This window comes from Dehalococcoidia bacterium (genome assembly GCA_025054935.1).
Classification (GTDB): Bacteria; Chloroflexota; Dehalococcoidia; order SpSt-223; family SpSt-223; genus JANWZD01.
In genome coordinates, this window is sequence record JANWZD010000010.1 from 25,202 (window position 1) to 42,905 (window position 17,704).

At 65.8% G+C, this 17,704-nt stretch carries 13 protein-coding genes; 5 read left to right on the forward strand and 8 right to left on the reverse strand.

Annotated features, from left to right (window positions below):
- Nucleotides 1-32: 32 nt before the first annotated feature.
- Nucleotides 33-848 carry an alpha/beta hydrolase gene (locus NZ773_11275; protein ID MCS6802505.1) on the reverse strand — a complete coding sequence of 272 codons (816 nt, stop codon included), beginning with the start codon at nucleotides 846-848 and terminating at the stop codon, nucleotides 33-35.
- A gap of 155 nt (nucleotides 849-1,003) precedes the next feature.
- Here NZ773_11275 and NZ773_11280 point away from each other — a divergent pair, with 155 nt between their 5' ends.
- The 4 genes from NZ773_11280 (at nucleotide 1,004) to NZ773_11295 (ending at nucleotide 3,572) form a co-directional block, all read left to right on the forward strand.
- Nucleotides 1,004-1,819, forward strand: a complete 816-nt coding sequence (locus NZ773_11280) for an aspartate/glutamate racemase family protein (GenBank protein MCS6802506.1) — start codon at nucleotides 1,004-1,006, stop codon at nucleotides 1,817-1,819.
- A gap of 351 nt (nucleotides 1,820-2,170) precedes the next feature.
- On the forward strand, nucleotides 2,171-2,383 hold the full coding sequence (locus NZ773_11285; protein MCS6802507.1) for a hypothetical protein: 213 nt from the start codon (nucleotides 2,171-2,173) through the stop codon (nucleotides 2,381-2,383).
- Nucleotides 2,380-3,378, forward strand: coding sequence for a hypothetical protein (locus NZ773_11290; GenBank protein ID MCS6802508.1), 999 nt, complete (start codon nucleotides 2,380-2,382; stop codon nucleotides 3,376-3,378). The genes NZ773_11285 and NZ773_11290 overlap by 4 nt, the downstream gene beginning before the upstream one ends.
- Entirely contained in the window at nucleotides 3,375-3,572 is a 198-nt protein-coding gene (locus tag NZ773_11295) for a hypothetical protein (GenBank protein ID MCS6802509.1), read from the forward strand. Before NZ773_11290 ends, NZ773_11295 begins: the two co-directional genes overlap by 4 nt.
- Here NZ773_11295 and NZ773_11300 read toward each other — a convergent pair.
- From NZ773_11300 to NZ773_11315, 4 genes are all read right to left on the reverse strand, one after another.
- Nucleotides 3,569-5,878, reverse strand: a complete 2,310-nt coding sequence (locus NZ773_11300) for a glycosyltransferase family 39 protein (GenBank protein MCS6802510.1) — start codon at nucleotides 5,876-5,878, stop codon at nucleotides 3,569-3,571. The genes NZ773_11295 and NZ773_11300 overlap by 4 nt on opposite strands.
- An 82-nt stretch (nucleotides 5,879-5,960) precedes the next feature.
- Entirely contained in the window at nucleotides 5,961-10,145 is a 4,185-nt protein-coding gene (locus tag NZ773_11305; GenBank protein MCS6802511.1) for an oligosaccharide flippase family protein, read from the reverse strand.
- On the reverse strand, nucleotides 10,121-10,834 hold the full coding sequence (locus NZ773_11310; protein MCS6802512.1) for a polyprenol monophosphomannose synthase: 714 nt from the start codon (nucleotides 10,832-10,834) through the stop codon (nucleotides 10,121-10,123). Before NZ773_11310 ends, NZ773_11305 begins: the two co-directional genes overlap by 25 nt.
- Before the next feature lie 116 nt (nucleotides 10,835-10,950).
- Complete coding sequence (locus NZ773_11315) at nucleotides 10,951-14,211, reverse strand: efflux RND transporter permease subunit (protein MCS6802513.1); 3,261 nt, start codon at nucleotides 14,209-14,211, stop codon at nucleotides 10,951-10,953.
- Between the two features lie 294 nt (nucleotides 14,212-14,505).
- Between NZ773_11315 and NZ773_11320 the strand changes: the two genes are divergently transcribed.
- Nucleotides 14,506-15,018, forward strand: a complete 513-nt coding sequence (locus NZ773_11320) for a pyridoxamine 5'-phosphate oxidase family protein (GenBank protein ID MCS6802514.1) — start codon at nucleotides 14,506-14,508, stop codon at nucleotides 15,016-15,018.
- A 3-nt stretch (nucleotides 15,019-15,021) separates the two neighbouring features.
- Here NZ773_11320 and NZ773_11325 read toward each other — a convergent pair whose 3' ends face one another.
- From NZ773_11325 to NZ773_11335, 3 genes are read right to left on the reverse strand one after another with little or no spacing between them, the layout of a single operon-like run.
- Nucleotides 15,022-15,348 (reverse strand): hypothetical protein, encoded by a 327-nt coding sequence (locus NZ773_11325; GenBank protein ID MCS6802515.1) that lies wholly within the window; start codon nucleotides 15,346-15,348, stop codon nucleotides 15,022-15,024.
- Nucleotides 15,345-16,556 carry a glutamate 5-kinase gene (gene proB, locus NZ773_11330; GenBank protein ID MCS6802516.1) on the reverse strand — a complete coding sequence of 404 codons (1,212 nt, stop codon included), beginning with the start codon at nucleotides 16,554-16,556 and terminating at the stop codon, nucleotides 15,345-15,347. Before proB ends, NZ773_11325 begins: the two co-directional genes overlap by 4 nt.
- 10 nt (nucleotides 16,557-16,566) lie before the next feature.
- Nucleotides 16,567-17,682 (reverse strand): acyl-CoA/acyl-ACP dehydrogenase, encoded by a 1,116-nt coding sequence (locus NZ773_11335; protein MCS6802517.1) that lies wholly within the window; start codon nucleotides 17,680-17,682, stop codon nucleotides 16,567-16,569.
- Nucleotides 17,683-17,704: the final 22 nt, after the last annotated feature.

Genomic DNA, 17,704 nt, shown 5'->3' on the forward strand with positions numbered 1-17,704 from the left:
GTTTCCGGACAGCGCGCTCGAAGGGAGGCCGCTCATCCCCCGACGTGGGAAGCGAGAAACTCCTCGACCACAGCGTTGAAGAGCGCCGGCGATTCGAGGTGGCAGGCATGGCCGCCCGGGATCGCGACAAAACGGGCGTTCGGCAGCTGCGCGGCCGCCGCCCGGCCGAGTTGCGGCGAGAACACCGCGTCCGCTTCGCCTGCCACCACGAGGGTCGGCGCGCTCACCGCGGCAAGGTCGACAATACCGAGGTCGGGCAGCGGCCGGCGCAGCAGTTCGCTCGGGTCGCTGGCAAGGAAGGCCGAGCAGTACCGTTCGGCCGCTTCGGCGGAGAAGGCCGGGGAGAACAGCCGCTGCAGTCGGCGCGGGAGGAGCGCAGCCAGTCCGCCCTCCCGCAGCAGCGCCTGATCCCGCTCCCAGGCAGCGCGCAGTGCCGGCACGTCTTGGGGACGCGCCGCGTCGGCATTGCCGCCGAAGCCAACGAGAACGAGCGCGCTGACGCGTTCTGGCGCTGCAAGGGCGAGGCGGACGGCGACCGCCGCTCCCATCGAGTAGCCGATCACTGCCGCTCGTCCGGCGCGTTCCGCGTCCAGCACCGCGCGCGCATCGGCGACCATCGCCGCCGTGGAGTAGTCCCCGTCGAAGACGCGGGTTTCGCCGTGCGCCCGAGCGTCAAAAGCGATAACGCGGAAGGATCGCGCAAAGACCGGCAGCTGCTCGTACCAGCAGCGCGCATTGTCGCGACCGCCGTGCAGCAGGAGGAGCGGCGGACCCGCCCCCACGGTGTAGCCCCGCACCCGTGCCCCCGGTCGATCGAGCCACCACCATCGGAGCGAGAGCGACGACATCCGCCTCGACCTCCATTCCCTTTCCTGAAGTAGGATAGGATGAACGAGCGGGAGCACGCAGCATAACGCCTGCTCTCGATGGCAGAGGCGCCCATCAGAGGAAGGGCGGCGCCACTGCGTGACGACCGCGTCAGGGGAAGGCGACAATGGCGGGCATGCGGCTGTGGTATCAATATCCGGCGCCGCTCTCTCCCTTTCGATCGGTGGTCTTTGAGCGCGTCCGCGAGGCGATCGATCGCGCGCGTCGGCCGGACACCGAGGTCGTCATTCAGCCTGCCCGGCGCGGCGCGAAGAGCACCGCCCTCTACGCCTTCGAACTTGTCGGGCTGCTCACGGCGGCCGAAGTAGTGGACCGGCTGCGCGAGGCGGAACGAGAAGGCTACGATGGCGCGATCATCGGCCAAAGCCTTGACCCCGGCCTTGACATCGCGAAAGAGCTGCTTGACATCCCGGTCGTCGGCATCTTGGAAGCGGCCGCGCATCTCGCGGCGATGTGGGGCGATCGCATTGGGGTTGTCACCATCCCGCCGCCCCCCGGCTACCCGCCGGCCAAATACCAGAACTACCACCGCCGCAACCTTGAGCGATACGGTCTCGGGCCGAAGATCGCCGGGTTCGACCACGTGCGAATGCCGCTGCCCGACCTCATCGCCAAGATCCAAGCAAGCGAGCACGATGCGATCGTCGCCGAATTCCACGCCGCCGCGCGGCGGCTCCAAGAGCGCGGAGCGGACGCGATCATCGCGGGCGACACGATCATCTCGGTCATCCTCGTCCACGAGCGCGCCCTCCAAGTTCCGGAGACGGGGCAGGCGATCGTCGACCTGATCACGAGCGGGGTGAAGATGGCCGAGACCCTCGTCGACCTCCGCCGCGCGCTGGGCATCGTCCGCTCCCGGGGCGGAGGATTTGCGCGGCCCGGCGAAAGCGAACTGCGCGAGATCGCGGAGTCGTTCGGGGTGTCAACATAACTCATTTGTCCGCTTGTTGAACTGAGACTATAATCCGCCTCGCCAGCGAGGGCGACGATGGCGCTCCAATGTGAGTCTCGGTCCGGTCTTTTCCGCCCGTGCGGCGAGACGGCGGTTGGCGTCTGCCACTACTGCAACCGTCCCTTCTGTGCTCGGCATGGCGGCGAGGGCGCCGAGCGGGAGTGGGTCTGCTTCCGCGCCCGCTGCCAGATGAAGACAGGCGTCATCGGCGTTGCGTTGGCAAGCCGGCGCCGCGCCCGGCTCCGCAATAGCGAAGGGTTGTGCGGTGCCCCGGCGTGCAGCGCGCGCGCTCCTCAGACGCCTTGCTCCCTCTGCAGTGGACGCTATTGCGTGGCGCATCTCAACGCGCGGACGTTCCGCGTGCTGATCAGCCCAAGCGACGCCCCGCCTCGCTACCGCCGGGAGCGCCACTATCTCTGCGACGACTGTGACGCCGTGATCGAGCGCTACCGACTGATCACGCTGCCTCCCATTCCAGCGGATGATGGCGATTCAACGCGCGCAGCTTCAGAGCGCGTCGAGAGTGAGGTGTCGGCCCCATGACTGCGCGACCTGCGATCTCGAGCGGCGAACTAAAGGTCCTAGGCGCTGGCGTTGCGGTGAGCGTTGCGCTCACCCTACTGACCCGTCTCCTCGGCAAACGCCTCGACCCCATCCCGAAACGGGAGGAAGATATCTACCCGTACCAAGCGCGCCAGCCCCACCCGATGGGAGAACTGAGCGCCTGGGTGCTCTATGTTCTCCATCAGCTGTTCCAGTGGGGCTGCATCTACTGGGCGCAGACCCGCCCGCGCAAGTATGTCGACACCGTACACCCCGTCAACGTTGTCGCCCTTCTCGGCAACACCGTCTTCGCCATCCTCCACCTCATCCAGACCCACCTCTGGTACGACGGGCTGGCGCGCCGGATCTCGGTGTGGGCGTCGCAAGGCTCGGTTATCCTGCTCCTGTGCCTCGCGCTGCTGATTGAAAATCCCCGCCGCGGGATGATCTTCGGAAAGCCGCTTCCCTTCCCGCGCCGGGTGATCGACTTTGTCCGCAAGTACCACGGCTATTACATGTCGTGGGCAACGACCTTCACCTTCTGGTATCACCCGATGGAAGGGAACCAAGGGCACCTGAGCGGGCTGATCTACATGTTCTGGCTGCTGATGCAGGGCAGCCTGATGTTCACCCGCTCCCACATCAACCCTTGGTGGACAACCCTGCTTGAGCTGGCGGTGCTGCCGCACGGCGTGCTGGTCGCCCTGATCCGCCATCCCCGCAACTGGACGATGTTCGCCTTCGGCTTCATTGCGATGTTCGTTCTGACGCAGATGCAGGGCCTGGGGCTGAAACTGCGGACCCAGCTGGCGATCGCCGCAACCTCGCTCGCCGGCGCGATCCTCGGCTACCGCAAGCGCGGCCTCCGTGCCGCCGAAGAGCCGTTGCGCATCCCGATCATTGAGTATGGCGTGGCAGCGGTGCTCGCTGGCGCCATTGGCGGCCGCCAATGGCTCGACGACCGCCTTGCCGCGCGCCGGAACGGTCACCAATGAACCGTGAGCCCAATCCGCTTCTGGTCCCTGCCGCCATTTCGCTCGGCGCGCTGACTGCCGGCTTCCTCGGCTGGCTGATCGGACGCGACCGCGGCTACTACGATGGACTGCGCAGCCACGCCGCCGGCTTCCTCATCGTTGCAGGCGCTGGCCTCGGGTTTGCCGCAGTCGGAAACCTGGTGCGCCGCCGCTAATCGTCGAGCGCGACCCAGCCAAGCGTGAGCGCCTCACGTCCCTGCACCGGAAGCGGCGCTCCATCGGGGCGGAGCAGCCGCAGCTGGAGCTGATAGCGGCCGCGAGGCAGGCTGCCCGAAAGCGCAAGGTCGAAGCGGCCGCTCGCGACCCCCTCCGCCGCCCACAGCGCCGGTGGGTCGGCAGGACCAGCAGGCGGCTGCTCGCGCTCGGCGACAACCCGGCCGTGCTGGTCGAGCAGCCGAAGGGAAGCGACCGCCGGCGCTGCCGGGCCGACCAGCCGCCAGTTCAGCACTACCGTCAGAGCTTGCCCTGCTCGCGCCGTGCTCAGCTCAAACAGGGTCTGTGGACCGTCGACGGTCTCAATCGTCGTCCGGCGCGCCGCCCCCGCGTCGGAAGGAAGAAGCCGCACCGCTTCCAGGGCGAACCGATTGTCAAACACGGCGAGCGTCCGCCCAGTCGACGGGGCGCGCCTGACCCGCACTTCGCCGAGGTCGACGTCGTTCCCAATGCGGCCGCCGTCGCTCCGTCGGTAGGCCCCCGCAACCACGCGGTAGACGCCGGGCGGTGTCCATGCAGGGACGACAAGCCCCCGCCGCTCCAGCAGCCGCTCCCCTGCCGCCCACTGGCCAGAGAGGCGCATGCCGGTATCCGGCTCTTCATCGCGGCCGGCCCAGCCGCTCCCATCCTGGCCGCGAAGGTGGAGGAAGAGCACGACGCGCTCCTCGACGGAACGGCTCGCCTCCCAGCTGACGAGAACAGGAAGCGGCGCTCCGGCGGTCAGCTCTCGGCTCGCAGGAGCCGCCGCGATCGCGAGCCCATTCGGGAGCGCGGTCGGCGGCGGCAGGAGGGGGTCGGGCGCGGCGACGTAGCGGGCAACCCGCAGCGCACCGATCATCCGCTCGTCGACCCGATACGCCGCGCGATCAAGCCACTCTTCGAGGGGAAAGGCAGGATCGCGCCGCCCAACGCCCGTGAAGACAAGCCACAGCTGGCGGCCCTCTCCGAGCAGTGCCGGCCATTCGGACGGAGGCAGATCCCGCATTGCCACCAGACGCGGGAGGGGGTCGAGGCGGATGCGCAAGTAGCCGGCCTGCCACCACGGCTGAAGAATGACCGCGTCCTGCGCGCTCGCTCCGGCCAGCTCCTCTCCAAGCCGAACGGCATCCGGTTCGAGCATCCCTCGTTCGACCGGCAGCGTCATGGCGAGCGCAAGGAGCGTGATGACCGCGAGCGCGCCGCCCGCAAGCAGAGCCCAAGAGCGGCGAAGCGCAGCGAGCGGCACAGCGATCGCGAGGAGGACGAGGGGAACAAGCCCGATAAAGAATCGGGGACGTCCAAAGAGGGGCTGAGCGACATAGATCGCTGTTGCGCCAACGAGTACAGCGCCGGCGGCGAGCAGCGGCCAGCGAGGCCAGCGTCGGGCAGAGAGTAGGGCTCCGCCGGCGACTGCCCACCAGAGAAGCGCCAGTAGGACCGCGGGGACGAGCGGAACAAACGTGCCCACCGGCACAGCCACCGCGAGCGAGCCGAGGAAGTGAAGCGCCGTCGGCTGGGGGGCCACGCCGGCGATGGTCCGCTCAGTGTGGCGCAGCGACTCGCCGAGCGCAGAGGCGAGCCACGGCAGCCAGAGTGCGCCTGCTCCCCCGAACGGCCAGAGCGAGCGGATGGCGGCAGCAAGCGCGCGAAGCACTTCAGTCCGCCGCTCTCCCGTGCTCCTTGCCGGCGGAACTGCCGACCCCGCGCCGCCGCCATCTCCCCGACGGAGAGAGCGTGCGCCGACAGGAGAAGAGAGCAACGCGACAACTGCGGCGGCAACGATGACAACGACAGCGAAGTAGTGGGTCATCAATGCCGCCCACGCGAACACCAGGAGAGCGAGAGCGTGACGCCATGACCGTTGCGGTCGGGCAGCGAGCAGGAGCACGAGGAGCGAGAGCAGCGCAAGGAGCGCATACATGCGCGGCTGCCGGCTGGAGACAACAAGCGTCGGACTGATCGCGGCGAGGAGGCCGACCGCCGTCCCCGCGCCTGCGCCAGCGAGCTGGCGGCCAGCAGCGAGAAGCAGCGCGACAAGCAGGACGCCGCAGAACAGCGACGGCAGCCGAGCGCCAAGTTCATTCCAGCCGATGAGATCGAGGCTCAGCCGCAGCAGGTAGTAGTAGCCCGGCGGATGGCTATCGACAGCAGTCGCCGGCGCGATCCCGCCCCAGCCCTGCATGGCGAAAAAGACGCTCGCCGCCGCGTCGCCGAAGAGGACGAGGTCACTGAGACCGGCAAGCCGGACGCCAAGGGCACAAAGCAGCACCGCCGCGGCGGATAGCGGCCACGGCGCAGCCGTCCACACGCTGCGCACTCGCGCCGTTGGGGGCGGCAGCGCAACGGTCATGCTAGCGAGCCGGTTCGGCGGCGGCGTCGACACGCGCGCGGCGGTCGCGCCCGGCTAGCCGCCGCACGAGCGCGAGATCCTCGCGGTCGATCCCTCCAACAAGCGCAAGCGCCGGGAGATAGATCGCGCCGCCGACGATCGCGAGGACCGGCCACGGCACGCTCGCTGCGAGAAGCATGACCGCGCCGCCAGCGATCCCGGCGGCAAGAGCGGGGCGCAGCAGCAGGCGCGGCGAAGGCAGCCATCGCAGATCCTGCCTGATCGCGTAGAAGAACGGCAGCAACAGGACGATCTCGCTCAGCACCGTCACGGCGGCAGCGCCGGGATAGCTGAACTGCGGAATGACAAGAATATTCGCGACAATATTGAAAGTAACGCCAATCACAAAGGCAAAGGTGAGATAGCGCTGACGATTGAGCGCAATAAGCACATAGTGCGTGATTGAATTGACGTAACTGAATGGCAGGAACCAGATCAGAATTTGAAGCGCGATAACCGACGGCTGAAACTCTTCTCCAAAAAAGAGAAGGATGATCGGTCCTGCTAGCAGAGTGGTCAGCACCGTAATCGGCAAGCTGATGCTGAGCAACAGCTTCAGCGAGCGTTCGAAGCCTAAACGCAGCCGCTCCGTCGAAGAGACGGCATAGCGGCTGAAGATCGGAAAGACCGCGAGGGTGAAGAATGAGGGAATGATATTCAGGCCATCGATAAACTTATACGCCGTCGTGTAATACCCTGTCGCCGCATCGCCCTGCATCGGCTTAAGAAAGAGCACATCGATCCGGAAGAAGACACTGCTCAGAAAGTTGTTGATCATGAGCGGAAAGGACAACACCCACAGCCGCCGCGCCGCGGTCCAGTCGAAGCGCCAGGTTGGCTGGAAGAACGTCGTCGCGAGCAGCCGCCAGAAGATAAGCGCCGTCACCACATTGACAATGAGTGAGACCGCGCCAAGCCCCGCAATGCCAAACCCGCTCAGCAGCGCTGCCAAGCCGAGCGCGACTCGGAGAAGCGTGGCGATGCTTGTCAGCATCGCCGGGTATTCCATCTTCTCGAACGCGTAGAACACGGCGCTGTATGACGCGCTGAGCGCCCCCGGGATCAACCCGAGGGCGAAGAACGCGATCGTCAGAGCGCCAGCCGGCGTCAAGTTGAAGGCCGTCCAGTAGAGCGCGACCAGGCTCGCGACTACCGGCAGCGAAGCGATCACCAAGCCGAGACGCAGCCCGATAATGTTCGCAAGGTAGTCTCGCGCTCGCGTCCGGTCTTGGGCGACTTCGCGCGTCAGCAGGGTGCCCAGCCCAAAGTCGGTGAAAATTTGGAAATACCCGATCAGGACGACGGCGAACGCGTATTCGCCGACGGTAGCAGGGCCGAGCAGTCGGGCGACAACGACGGCGAAGGCGAGGTCAACGAGCCGGTTGGCCAGCTGGGTCGCCATCGGGGCAAAGCTGTTCTTCAGGATCCGCTGAAGCGTCGTCCCATCGTGCGGAGCGCGATAGACGGCCGACCAGAGCGCGTAGGCAAGGCCCAACACGATCGCAAACAGCCCCATGAGCGAGAGATAGGCGCCCAGTTGGAAGCTGAGCGGACTGTAGCGGAAGACGACGCGATGCTCGCCCGGCGGCAGTTCGATCGCTCGGAACAGGCTGTTGGCGCGGAAAATCTCGACCTCGCGCCCATCGAGCGTGGCGCGCCACCCCGGAAAGTAGCTATCGGTCAGGAGCAGAAGCGCTGGCGCATCCGCGCGGGCGATAATCTCAATCCGAGTAGGCTCATAGCGGACGAGTTCGGCCGAGCCAGTCCCGCCGCTGCGCGCTAGTCCCGCCGGACCCTCTACCGCCGCCACCGCTCGCGGATCGAAGTCCGGTCGGGTAATCACCGCCCGCGCCTCTGCGGCATCTCGGACTGGGACAACCGTGCCGACCACAAAAGCGCGGGGAAGAGCGCGTTCATTTCGATAGACGTTAATCTCGCCGCGGTAGACCTCCGTCCAGCCCGGAAGCCCGATGTTCTGCGTGGTGAGGACATACTTCACGCCGAGGAGGTCGAGCAGGGGCGACTGCAGCGAGCTCGCTTCGGTCAGCTTGTTGATCATGCTGTAGAGCAGCCCACTCGGGGGCTCCATGAGCGACCAATAGTCGACATAGGAGCGCAAGATCACGGTGTCATAGCCCCGAATGTCGGGAAGCCCGAACAGCATATTGCTGTTCGGGCGGAGCGTATCGTCATAGTTGAAGGACGTAATCCGGAACAGTCCCGGGTCCGCCTTGATCGCGGCAATGGAAGGCGGGACGAATTCGGCGAGACGAACGGGGCTCGCCGTATTGAACCCCCCGAATGCGACAGTCAGGTCGACCGCCGTCACGACCCCAATCGCCACCACGCCAGCCGTCGGCCGACGTGAGACGATCCAGAACGCGGCGGCCACAAGCAGCAGCATGAGCGCGAAGCCGGCTACCACGCCCGCTTCATAGGAGTAGAACATCTCTGCCGTGGGAAAGGCGCGCCGCAAGCTCGTTGAGCGAGCGAGCAGCGCTTCGGCAGCCGCGAGCGTCGGCCCGAGGGCAAGCCGGCTGAGCGCGATCGCTGCACCGATCGCCAGCCCGAGCGCGGCACAGCCAAGCGCCAGCCGTTTCGCTATCCGGTCGGGCCGCGCACCCGGCGCTGTCTCGGCAGGAAGCTGGTCGCCTCCTCCAAGCGGCTGAGCAGCTGGGTCCTGTTGAGTAGCCGAAGCGGGGAGGAGCGCCGGCATGTCCGAGCGGCGGCGCAGCAACGTCTCCGCGCCGAGCGCGGCCAGCACCGCGAGGCAGAAGGTCGCCGGGTAGACCCATCGGAACGGCGTGTGCAGTTGGTTCACGCCGGGGATCTGCCAGATGAGAAAGTAGAGTGGCGTGCCGAAGGCGAGCAGCAGACAGAAGAGCAGATAGCCGCCGAAGAACGCGGTGTAGCGGTCGCGCCGGCGGAGCAGCGCCAGCCCTGCGAGCACGAGCGGGGCGAGGCCAACATAGACCGCCCCCTCGACGTAGTTCTTCACCCCCCAAAACGGATAGTCGCGCACGTTGCCGAACGCATCGCGCGAGCCGCTCACCGGCTCGAGCCGGCCGGTGACGAGATTGAAATAGTGATGGTGAGTGGGGTTGCCGAAAATGTCCGGAATGGCGAACGCCAGCACATGCTGAGGCGGCAGCGCCCACCCGACGACCTCGGCGTAGGTGACTTGGCCGATACGATAGTTCTCGCGGATCAGCTCGAAGAAGGGGATGACCTGCGCCGCCGCAAGGGCGAAGCCGATCCCGACCAGCGTCAGCAGCCCGAACCCGGCGCGGAGGGTCGCGACCAGCTGGCGAGAGCGCGCGAGATAGAGCGTCAGCCGGACGGCGCTATAGGCCATCAAGGTGAAGAGGAAATAGAAGCTGATCTCGAGGTGCCCCGCGAGCAGCTGCATCCCGACCGCAAGCGCCCCCACCGGGACAACCACCCGTGCCGGGGGCGCGAGGCCGAGCCCGGCAGCTCCCCACTGCCCTCGCTCGAGGTAGCGCGCGACGAGCTCGCACATCGCCAGCCCGAGAGGCAGCCACACCGCAGCGCTCAGGATCATCGGCCAGACGAACGAGACGACGAGAAAGCCGGCGAGTTCGAAGGTGACCGCGCCCACGAATGCCGCCGGACGCTGGACGCCGATGATCCGCAGATAGAGATAGGTGAAGGCGCCGGCAAAGAAGAGGTGCAGTGCCGCGAAGGGGGCATAGGCGGCCGCGACCGGCAGGACGAGAAAGAGCAGCCCGAAAGGATACAGCGCGGCATACTGGCCCGCTGCGAGAAACGGCTGCCCCGCGAAAAGATAGGGGTTCCAGAGCGGCAGTTGGCCGCGCTGGTAGCTCTCGGCGATAAACCGCTTCCAAGAATAGTTTTGCAGGATAAGGTCGGCGATCAGTTCGTTGTGGACGCGAGTGACCCCCTGCTCGGCGGCGAACGCGCTCCAGGGCGGCGCGGTGTAGAGCGTATCAGCGGGAAGCAGCGGGTCGCCGAAGAGGAAGCGGCCGCAGAAGAGCACCGCCACCAGCGCGAGCGCGCCGACAGCGAGCCCATCGGGAGAGCGCGCAGCAAACGCCCCGATGCGCCCGAGACGCGCTCCTGCCTTGCGTCCCCTCCCGACGCCTAGTAGCGCCGCTTGATCTGCCACACTCGCCAGGACGCCTCGATCGCGATCGCCGGCGACATCTTTGAGACGCCGACCGTGCGGTCGTCGAAGACGATGGGGATCTCAACAACCCGAAACCCGGCGCGTTCGCAGAGATACGCGATTTCGATCTGAAAGGCGTAGCCGTTGGACCGGGTCTCAGCGAGAGGAAGCTGCTCAAGGACATGACGCCGAAAGAGCTTGAAGCCAGCAGTCGCATCGCGCACGCGCAGACCGAGGATCGCGCGGGCGTAGGCGCTGCCCCACCACGAGATGAACTTGCGCCAGCGCGGCCACGTCGGGTCGACCATGCCGCCCGGCACGTAGCGCGACCCAACCACGACGTCGGCATCTTCTATCGCCGCCACCATCGCCGGCAGATACTTCGGATTGTGCGAGAAGTCAGCGTCCATCTCGAGAACGAGGTCGGCCCCCTCCGCAAGCGCCCGCCGGAAGCCGTCGACATAGGCACGGCCAAGCCCCAGCTTTGCCGGACGATGGAGAACCCGGACTCGGCCATCTGATTGCGCGGCGAGCTGGTCGGCCAACTGTCCCGTCCCGTCCGGCGAGTTGTCGTCCACAACAAGCACATCCAACTCACATCCGGCGATCTGAAGGCTCAGCAGGGCGTCGAGCATCACCGGAAGGTTTTGGACCTCGTTATAGGTGGGAAGGACGACCGTCAGGTGCAAGCCTACTCCGTCCCGCCAGCACGGCGTCTGACCGGGGATTCTAGCGAGGGGCACCCCCTCCGTCTAGCGCGACGGCGAAGCTAGCCGGCGGCGTCTCTCGCGAGAGCACGGTCGGCTTACGCGAGGTCATCTACGGTCGTCAGGCGAACGCCGCTGGGAACAGGTGCCGGCACTCCCTCCTGCGCCGGGAGAGCAAGCCGCCGCTGGAACGGCCGCCAGCTCGCCAGCCGCCGCAGCCCGCCATGCATGTCGTCAAAGAAGGTGTACATCGAGGGCACGACATAGAGGCTCAGGAACGTAGAGGTGATCATGCCCCCAATGATGAGCGCTCCGATGCTCCGGTAGAGTTGGCCGCCCTCCTCGGCGCCGATGGCGATGGGCAGCAGCCCGAAAACGAGCGCCGCTGAGGTCATCAGGATGGGGCGCAGCCGCGTTGGGCCCGCCTCGAGGATCGCCTCCAAGCGGCTTCGCCCGCGCTGCCGCAGCGTGTTGGTGTAGTCAACGAGCAGAATTCCGTTCTTCCCCACCAGCCCCATCAGCACGATCATGCCGATCAGCGACAGTAGATTGAGCGTCAGTCCGGTGATGGCGAGACCGAGGAACGCGCCAACCGTGGCAACGGGTAAGGCGAACATGGTCGCAAACGGCATAACGACGCTCTCATAGAGCGCGGCGAGCAGCATGTAGATCAGCACAATAGAGAGCGCGAGCGCGAAAAGAAGCTGGGTGAATGCCTCGGCCTGCTCTTCGGCTTCTCCCCCTTGGGCGACAGTGATCCCATCCGGCAGCGTGCGGCGGAGCTCGGCAAGCCGAGCCTCTAGGGGGTTCGTCACGTCATTGAGCGGGGTCTGGCCAACGAGCGACGCTTGAATGGTCGCTTGAGGCACGCGGTTGCGCCGCGTGATCGCGGCCGGCCCAGCCACCTCTTCGACCCGCGTCACTTGGCCGATGCGGACCTGCACCGGCTGGCCATCCCGGAGGACGGTGATCGGCACCGCCTCAATGCCGCTGAGCGAGCCGCGGGCGCCGACATTCGCAATCACCCGCACATCCTGCTCGCTTCCGCCGGTCGGCCGGAACTTTGTCGCAACCGTGCCCTCCACCGTCGTGCGCAAGGCGCTCGCTACCTGGTCGGCAGTCAGCCGGGCATCGGCAAGCCGATCGCGGTCAACGACCAGCCGGTATTCGGGATTCCCGAGCGAGGAACTGTTCCTCACCGTGTCGACGCCGGGGATCGAGCGCACGATCTGCTCAACTTGGGCGGCAACCCGCTCCACCTCTGCCCGGTCCTGGCCTTGAACGCGCACGACTATCGGATACTGACCGGAAAAGCCGCCGCCGTTGGTGACATTGACGATCGCGCCGTCGATCCCGCGCACCTTGGGCTTCAGCTCTTCGATGATTTCGAAGACGGAGCGCTTGCGCTCATGGAGCGGATGCAGCCGAACGAAGATCTGCCCGGTGCGCGTGTTGCTGCCCGTTGCGAGAAATCCGATGGTGCCGCCGCTGCCTGCAGTTGAGAGATACTGTTCCACTTCGGGAATCTGATCCAGCTCGGCTTCGATCTTCCGGAGCACTGCTTCGGTCGCCTGAAGCGACGAACCCGGCGGCAGCTCGACATCGACCTGGATGAACGAGTCGTCCGATTGCGGAATGAATTCGAATTTGACGAAGCCAAGCGGGATCAGCGAGAAGGCGAGGACAAGCGACGCGGCACCCACCAAAGGCGGGATCCAGCGCGCCGCGAAGATTGTCCCGAGGAAACGGCCGCCGGGGAGAGGAGGCTGGTACCGCTTTGTCAGCAGCCAATGGAGAGAGCGCTGATAGTTGCGCTCGATCGTGTCGAACATCGCATTCCAGCCGCGGACAAACCAGCCCCAAGGACCGCCCCCAATCCGAAGCGCCTTCTGGTTCAGCCAGCGCGACGACAGCATCGGCGTCAAGGTGAAGGAGATGAAGAGCGAGGTCAGCACCGCAGCGACAATCACCAGCCCAAACTGGCGGAAGAAGCTGCCGGTGATCCCGGAAAGAAAAGCAACCGGCAAGAAGATGACCACATCAACGAGCGTGATCGCGATCGCAGCAAGTCCGATCTCCGAACGGCCGTTGAGCGCAGCCTGGAAGGGATTCTCCCCGAGTTCGAGGTGACGGACGATGTTTTCGATGACGACGATCGAGTCGTCGACCAAGACGCCGATCACCAGCACGAGCGCCAAGGTCGACATGATATTCAGCGTAAAGCCGAGGATCGCCATCCAGAGGAAGGTCGTCAGCAGCGACGTCGGGATGGCGAACAGAACGATGGTCGTGCTGCGCAAGGTGTGCAGGAAGACAAGGAGGACCAGCCCCGTGATGATGATCGCCTCGATCAGCGCTCGCTGCACCCCATAGAGCGAGTTGCGCGTGAACGCCGACCGGTCGAACACTTCAACGACTTGGACCCCAGCCGGCAGCGAGCGATTGATCGTGGTCACGGCGCGGCGGATATTGTCGGCGGTCTGGACTTCATTCGCGGTGGCATTTTTATTGACCGTGATCGCCACCGCCGGTTTGCCGTTGAAGCGCGCGATCGTGGTGACCTTCTTCGTCGCCTGCTGGACTGTCGCGACATCACGGAGGAGGATCGGGCCCGTCCCCGGATTGGCGATGACGAGCTGCCCGAGCTGATCAGTCGTTTGGAAGAGACCGGAGAGCCGAATATTCAGTGACCGGTCGCCATCCGAGAGAGCGCCTCCGGGACGGCTCTGATTGTCGCGCGCGAGCGCGGCAATGATCTGGTCGTAGGTCAGGTTGTACGCCGCCAGTTTGACCGGGTCGACGACGACGTGGATCTCGCGCGCCAGCCCGCCGGAAAGCGCGACTTGCGCGACGCCGTCGAGCGCTTCGAGCCGAGGGCGGATGTCGGTATCGGCGATGCGGTAAATCTCCTCGAGCGGACGGTCACCTGTCACGGCGAGGAAGTAGATCGGGGTGGCAGTGAAGTCGAACTTCGAGACAACCGGCGCGAGCGCCTCGTTGGGCAGTTGGCCCCGCGCCGCCCCCACCCGGCGCTCCACCTCAACTGCCACCAGATCTTCGCGCGCGCGGTCGTTAAAGGCGACGAGGACGATCGACTGTCCTTCCGCCGAGGTCGACTGGATATAGTCGATGTTGCTGATGCCCGCGACGGCATCCTCGATCGGCTTGGTGACAAGCCGCTCAACATCCTCCGGCGCCGCGCCGGGATAGGCAGTGACGATCGTGACAAAAGGCGAGCTGACCGTTGGGTACAGCTCGGCGTTCAGGCCGCGGAAGGAGATTGCGCCGAGCAAGGCCAGCCCGAGGATCACCATCGACATGAAGACAGGGCGAAAGATCGCAACTCGGGTCAGTCCCACGTTCTGGTCCTTTCCCTCAGGCAGCGCCGCCACAACGGCAACGGGAGGGGCCCGTGGCGGGGATAAGCGACACTCGAAGGTTCAGCGTTGTCGAAGTAATTCTAGGTTGTGCCAATCCGACCGACAAGCAGCGTCCTGCGTAACAAGCATACTGAGGACGATCAAGCCCGGCCGCGCCCGCCGAGCCGCAGCCAGCCCGCAGCAGCGCAACGGCGGTATACTGACTACCCGATAAGCGACACCGTCCGCACGGAAGCGGCGGGAGCGCACTATTGCCTGCAGAGGAGGAGAGGGATGGGAGTTACCTACGATGGCGAGCGCGAGCTCCCCAAGGAGATCGCCGACTCGTTGCGCGAGGAGATCCGCCGGTTCATCACGCAATGGAACCAGATCCCGTCGTTCCTGATGACCTTCCGAAAGGACGGGCGGCCGATCATGCGTCCGGTCAGCACCTTCGTCGAAGGGTGGATCGTCGGAACGATCACCCAAGACCTGCACATCAAGACGCAGCACATTCGCAACAACCCAATCGTCGGCTACCTCTGGGTAGACAAGCAGGGCCGCGGCGGCATGGACTGGGCTCCGCGCAGTGTCTGGCTGCAAGGCCGGGCAGAACTGATCGACGACCCCGACGAAGTCCAAGCGTTCTTCGAGCGGCGGAAAAAGGCGTTCGGCCAAGGCGACGCCCATCCGCACGATCAAAGCTATCGGCGCATTCTCATCCGCACGACGCCCGAATATCTCCGTGCCGAAGGCTTCTACCAGGACAGCATGCGGCCGGTCATCATCCGCGATTTTTCGTACTGAGCGCTAATGTCCATTCCGCTGCTCGTCAAGATCGTCCTCGTCCTCCTCAAACGTGTCGTCGCTATAGATCCCGACTTGTCGTCCCGTAAAGACCGTGATCACGAAGTCTTCGCGAGTCACATCAGCAGTGAGGACGAGCTGCTCGTCGATCAGTTCAATCAGCTCAGAAATCTGCTCGGCATCGCGGTCATCAAGAACGACGAGCGTTCCATAAACAACATTCTGGCCGTAATGGAGGTCAATCCGTCCGACCTCTTCGCCCTCAGCCCGAATGAGATAGACTTCCGAATGAGGCGTTCGGCAGTGGCGGTCGAACTGGTAGGTCGTCATGCCCGCGCTCCTTGATCGAGTACTTCGGTCACGGTGTCGAGGCGGGCGTCCCCGCGTTCGATCACCACAAGATTGTTGCGATGGACCACCTCGGCGCCGTAGTCGTAGCCGAGGACATCAGCAATGTGCCGGCTTTTCACGCCGCGGATGCGGTCGATATCGGCAGCGCTGTAGCTTGTCGTCCCGTAGGCGAGGAGCGTCCGATCGAGGGCGAGGATCGAGACGGTATCGCCGCGCTCGAAGCGGCCCTCGACTGCGACGACGCCGGCCGGCAAGAGGCTTTTGCCGCGCTCGCGGATGGCGACGGCTGCCCCAGCATCGACGAGAATACAGCCCTTGCTGCCCATCCCCGACAGCAGCCAGCGCTTCCGCCCTTCGAGGCGGGTCTGCGACGGCGCAAACAGCGTGCCGAGCGGCTCGCCGGCAAGCACCCGCGCGATAACGTCGTCGGCGCTGCCGGAAGCGATCACGACGGCAGTGCCGGCAGCCGTCGCGAGGCGCGCCGCTTGGACCTTCGTCCGCATGCCGCCGCGCCCGCGCTCGGAGCCGACCCCCCCAGCCATTGCCTCAACAGTGTCATCCACCACCGGCACGAAAGCGAGGCGCCGCGCTGTCGGGTCGCGGCGCGGGTCCTTAGTGTAGAGGCCGTCGATGTCGGTCAGGATCAGCAGAAGGTCGGCATCGACGAGGTTCGCGACCTGACCCGACAGCGCGTCGTTATCGCCGAAGGTGAGATCGTGCAGCTCATCGACTGCCACGACGTCATTCTCGTTGACAATCGGCACGACGCGGTGCTCGACGAGAGAGATGAGCGTGGTCCGCGCATTGAGGAACCGCGTCCGGTCGGCGAGGTCGGCGCGCGTCAGGAGGGCTTGGGCCACGATGATGTCGTGCCAGCCGAACAGCTGGTCGTAGACGGCCATCAGCCGGCTCTGGCCGACTGAGGCGAGGATCTGGCGGTGCGGCATCGAGCGATGGTGGGCGAGGTGAGCGCGGGAGAGAAGGCTCCGCCCGGCGGCAACCGCTCCCGATGAGACGACGATCACCTCACGGCCAGCGGCCCACTGGCGGGCGATCTGCTCAACGAGGCTGGCAATGCGCGCAAGGTCAAGCCGGTCCTTGCCTCCCGTCAGCACATTGGTCCCGAGCTTGACGACAAGACGCCGCGTTCCCGAGAGGCGAGCCCGCGCTGCCGTCGCCCCGTCCATCACCACTGCCTTACAGTCCCAGCGCCGCTGCCACCTGCCTGCGATGGTAATCGGCGTCGCCGAGCGCCCCTTCGAGCACCCGCATCCGTCGCGTGAACAGCTGGAGATCGTACTCCCAAGTAAAGCCGATCGCCCCGTGCATCTGGTGCGCTTCCGTGCATACCCGCCGATACGCCTCGCTTGTCCACGCCTTCGCGATCGACACCTCGCGGTCTGCTGGCGGCTCATGGAACAGTAGATACGCCGCCTGAAACGTCACAAGACGCGCCCCTTCGACATCGACCAGCATATTCGCAGCCTTGTGCTGCAGCGCTTGGAACGAGCCGATCGGCCGGCCGAACTGGACCCGAGTTTTCGAATAGTCGACTGCCATTTCGAAGGCGCGCTCCATCCCCCCCACCATGAACGCACACGTCGCCACCGTCCATTCGGCAAGGGCAAGGCGAATGATCTCAGCGGCACCGCCCCGGGGACCGATCGTCGCCGTCGCCGGCACGCGCACCTCCCGGAAGACCACTTCGTACTGCTGGCCGCGGTCGACGACATTGAGGCGGGTCCGCTCAATTCCGGGCGCAGCCGCGTCGACAAGGAGCAAGGAGAGCCCACCGCGGTCGCGCGCGACGACAAGCAGGTCGGTAGCGATATGCGGATACGCCACAAACAGCTTGACGCCGTTGAGGATCAGTTCCTCTCCCTCCTCGCGGACGGTCGTCTCAATCACGGTCGGGTCATAGCGCGCTGCCGGCTCCTGGCCCGCCCACGTCACAATCCGCTCGCCGCGAATGATTGCCGGCACGAGCGTGCGGCGCTGCTCCTCGCTGCCGGCACGGGCAATCGTGCTCGCCGCCGGAACGACACAGGGGAGGAACGGCCCCGGGACGAGCGCCCGGCCGAGCTCGACGAGCAGCACGCACAGGTCGACGAAGTCCCCGTCACTGCCGCCAACGGCGCTCGGCAGCGCCAAGCCGAACCAGCCGAGGTCGGCCATCTGCTTCCAGAGCGCAGCGGGAAACCCCGTCGGGTCCTCTTCCATCGCGCGCACCAGCGTCAGCGGCGCTTCGCGCTCGAGAAACTCCCGCGCTGCGCGCGCGAGCAAGCTCTGCTCCTCGCTGAGAGCAAGGTCCATCGTCCTCTCCCTGCCACTGCGG

Coding starts and splice junctions, on each gene's coding strand:
- NZ773_11290 (MCS6802508.1), top strand. CDS start 2,380: ATGACTGCGCGACCTGCGATCTCGAGCGGCGAACTAAAGGTCCTAGGC.
- NZ773_11280 (MCS6802506.1), top strand. CDS start 1,004: ATGCGGCTGTGGTATCAATATCCGGCGCCGCTCTCTCCCTTTCGATCG.
- NZ773_11275 (MCS6802505.1), bottom strand. CDS start 848: ATGTCGTCGCTCTCGCTCCGATGGTGGTGGCTCGATCGACCGGGGGCA.
- NZ773_11295 (MCS6802509.1), top strand. CDS start 3,375: ATGAACCGTGAGCCCAATCCGCTTCTGGTCCCTGCCGCCATTTCGCTC.
- NZ773_11335 (MCS6802517.1), bottom strand. CDS start 17,682: ATGGACCTTGCTCTCAGCGAGGAGCAGAGCTTGCTCGCGCGCGCAGCG.
- proB (MCS6802516.1), bottom strand. CDS start 16,556: ATGGACGGGGCGACGGCAGCGCGGGCTCGCCTCTCGGGAACGCGGCGT.
- NZ773_11325 (MCS6802515.1), bottom strand. CDS start 15,348: ATGACGACCTACCAGTTCGACCGCCACTGCCGAACGCCTCATTCGGAA.
- NZ773_11320 (MCS6802514.1), top strand. CDS start 14,506: ATGGGAGTTACCTACGATGGCGAGCGCGAGCTCCCCAAGGAGATCGCC.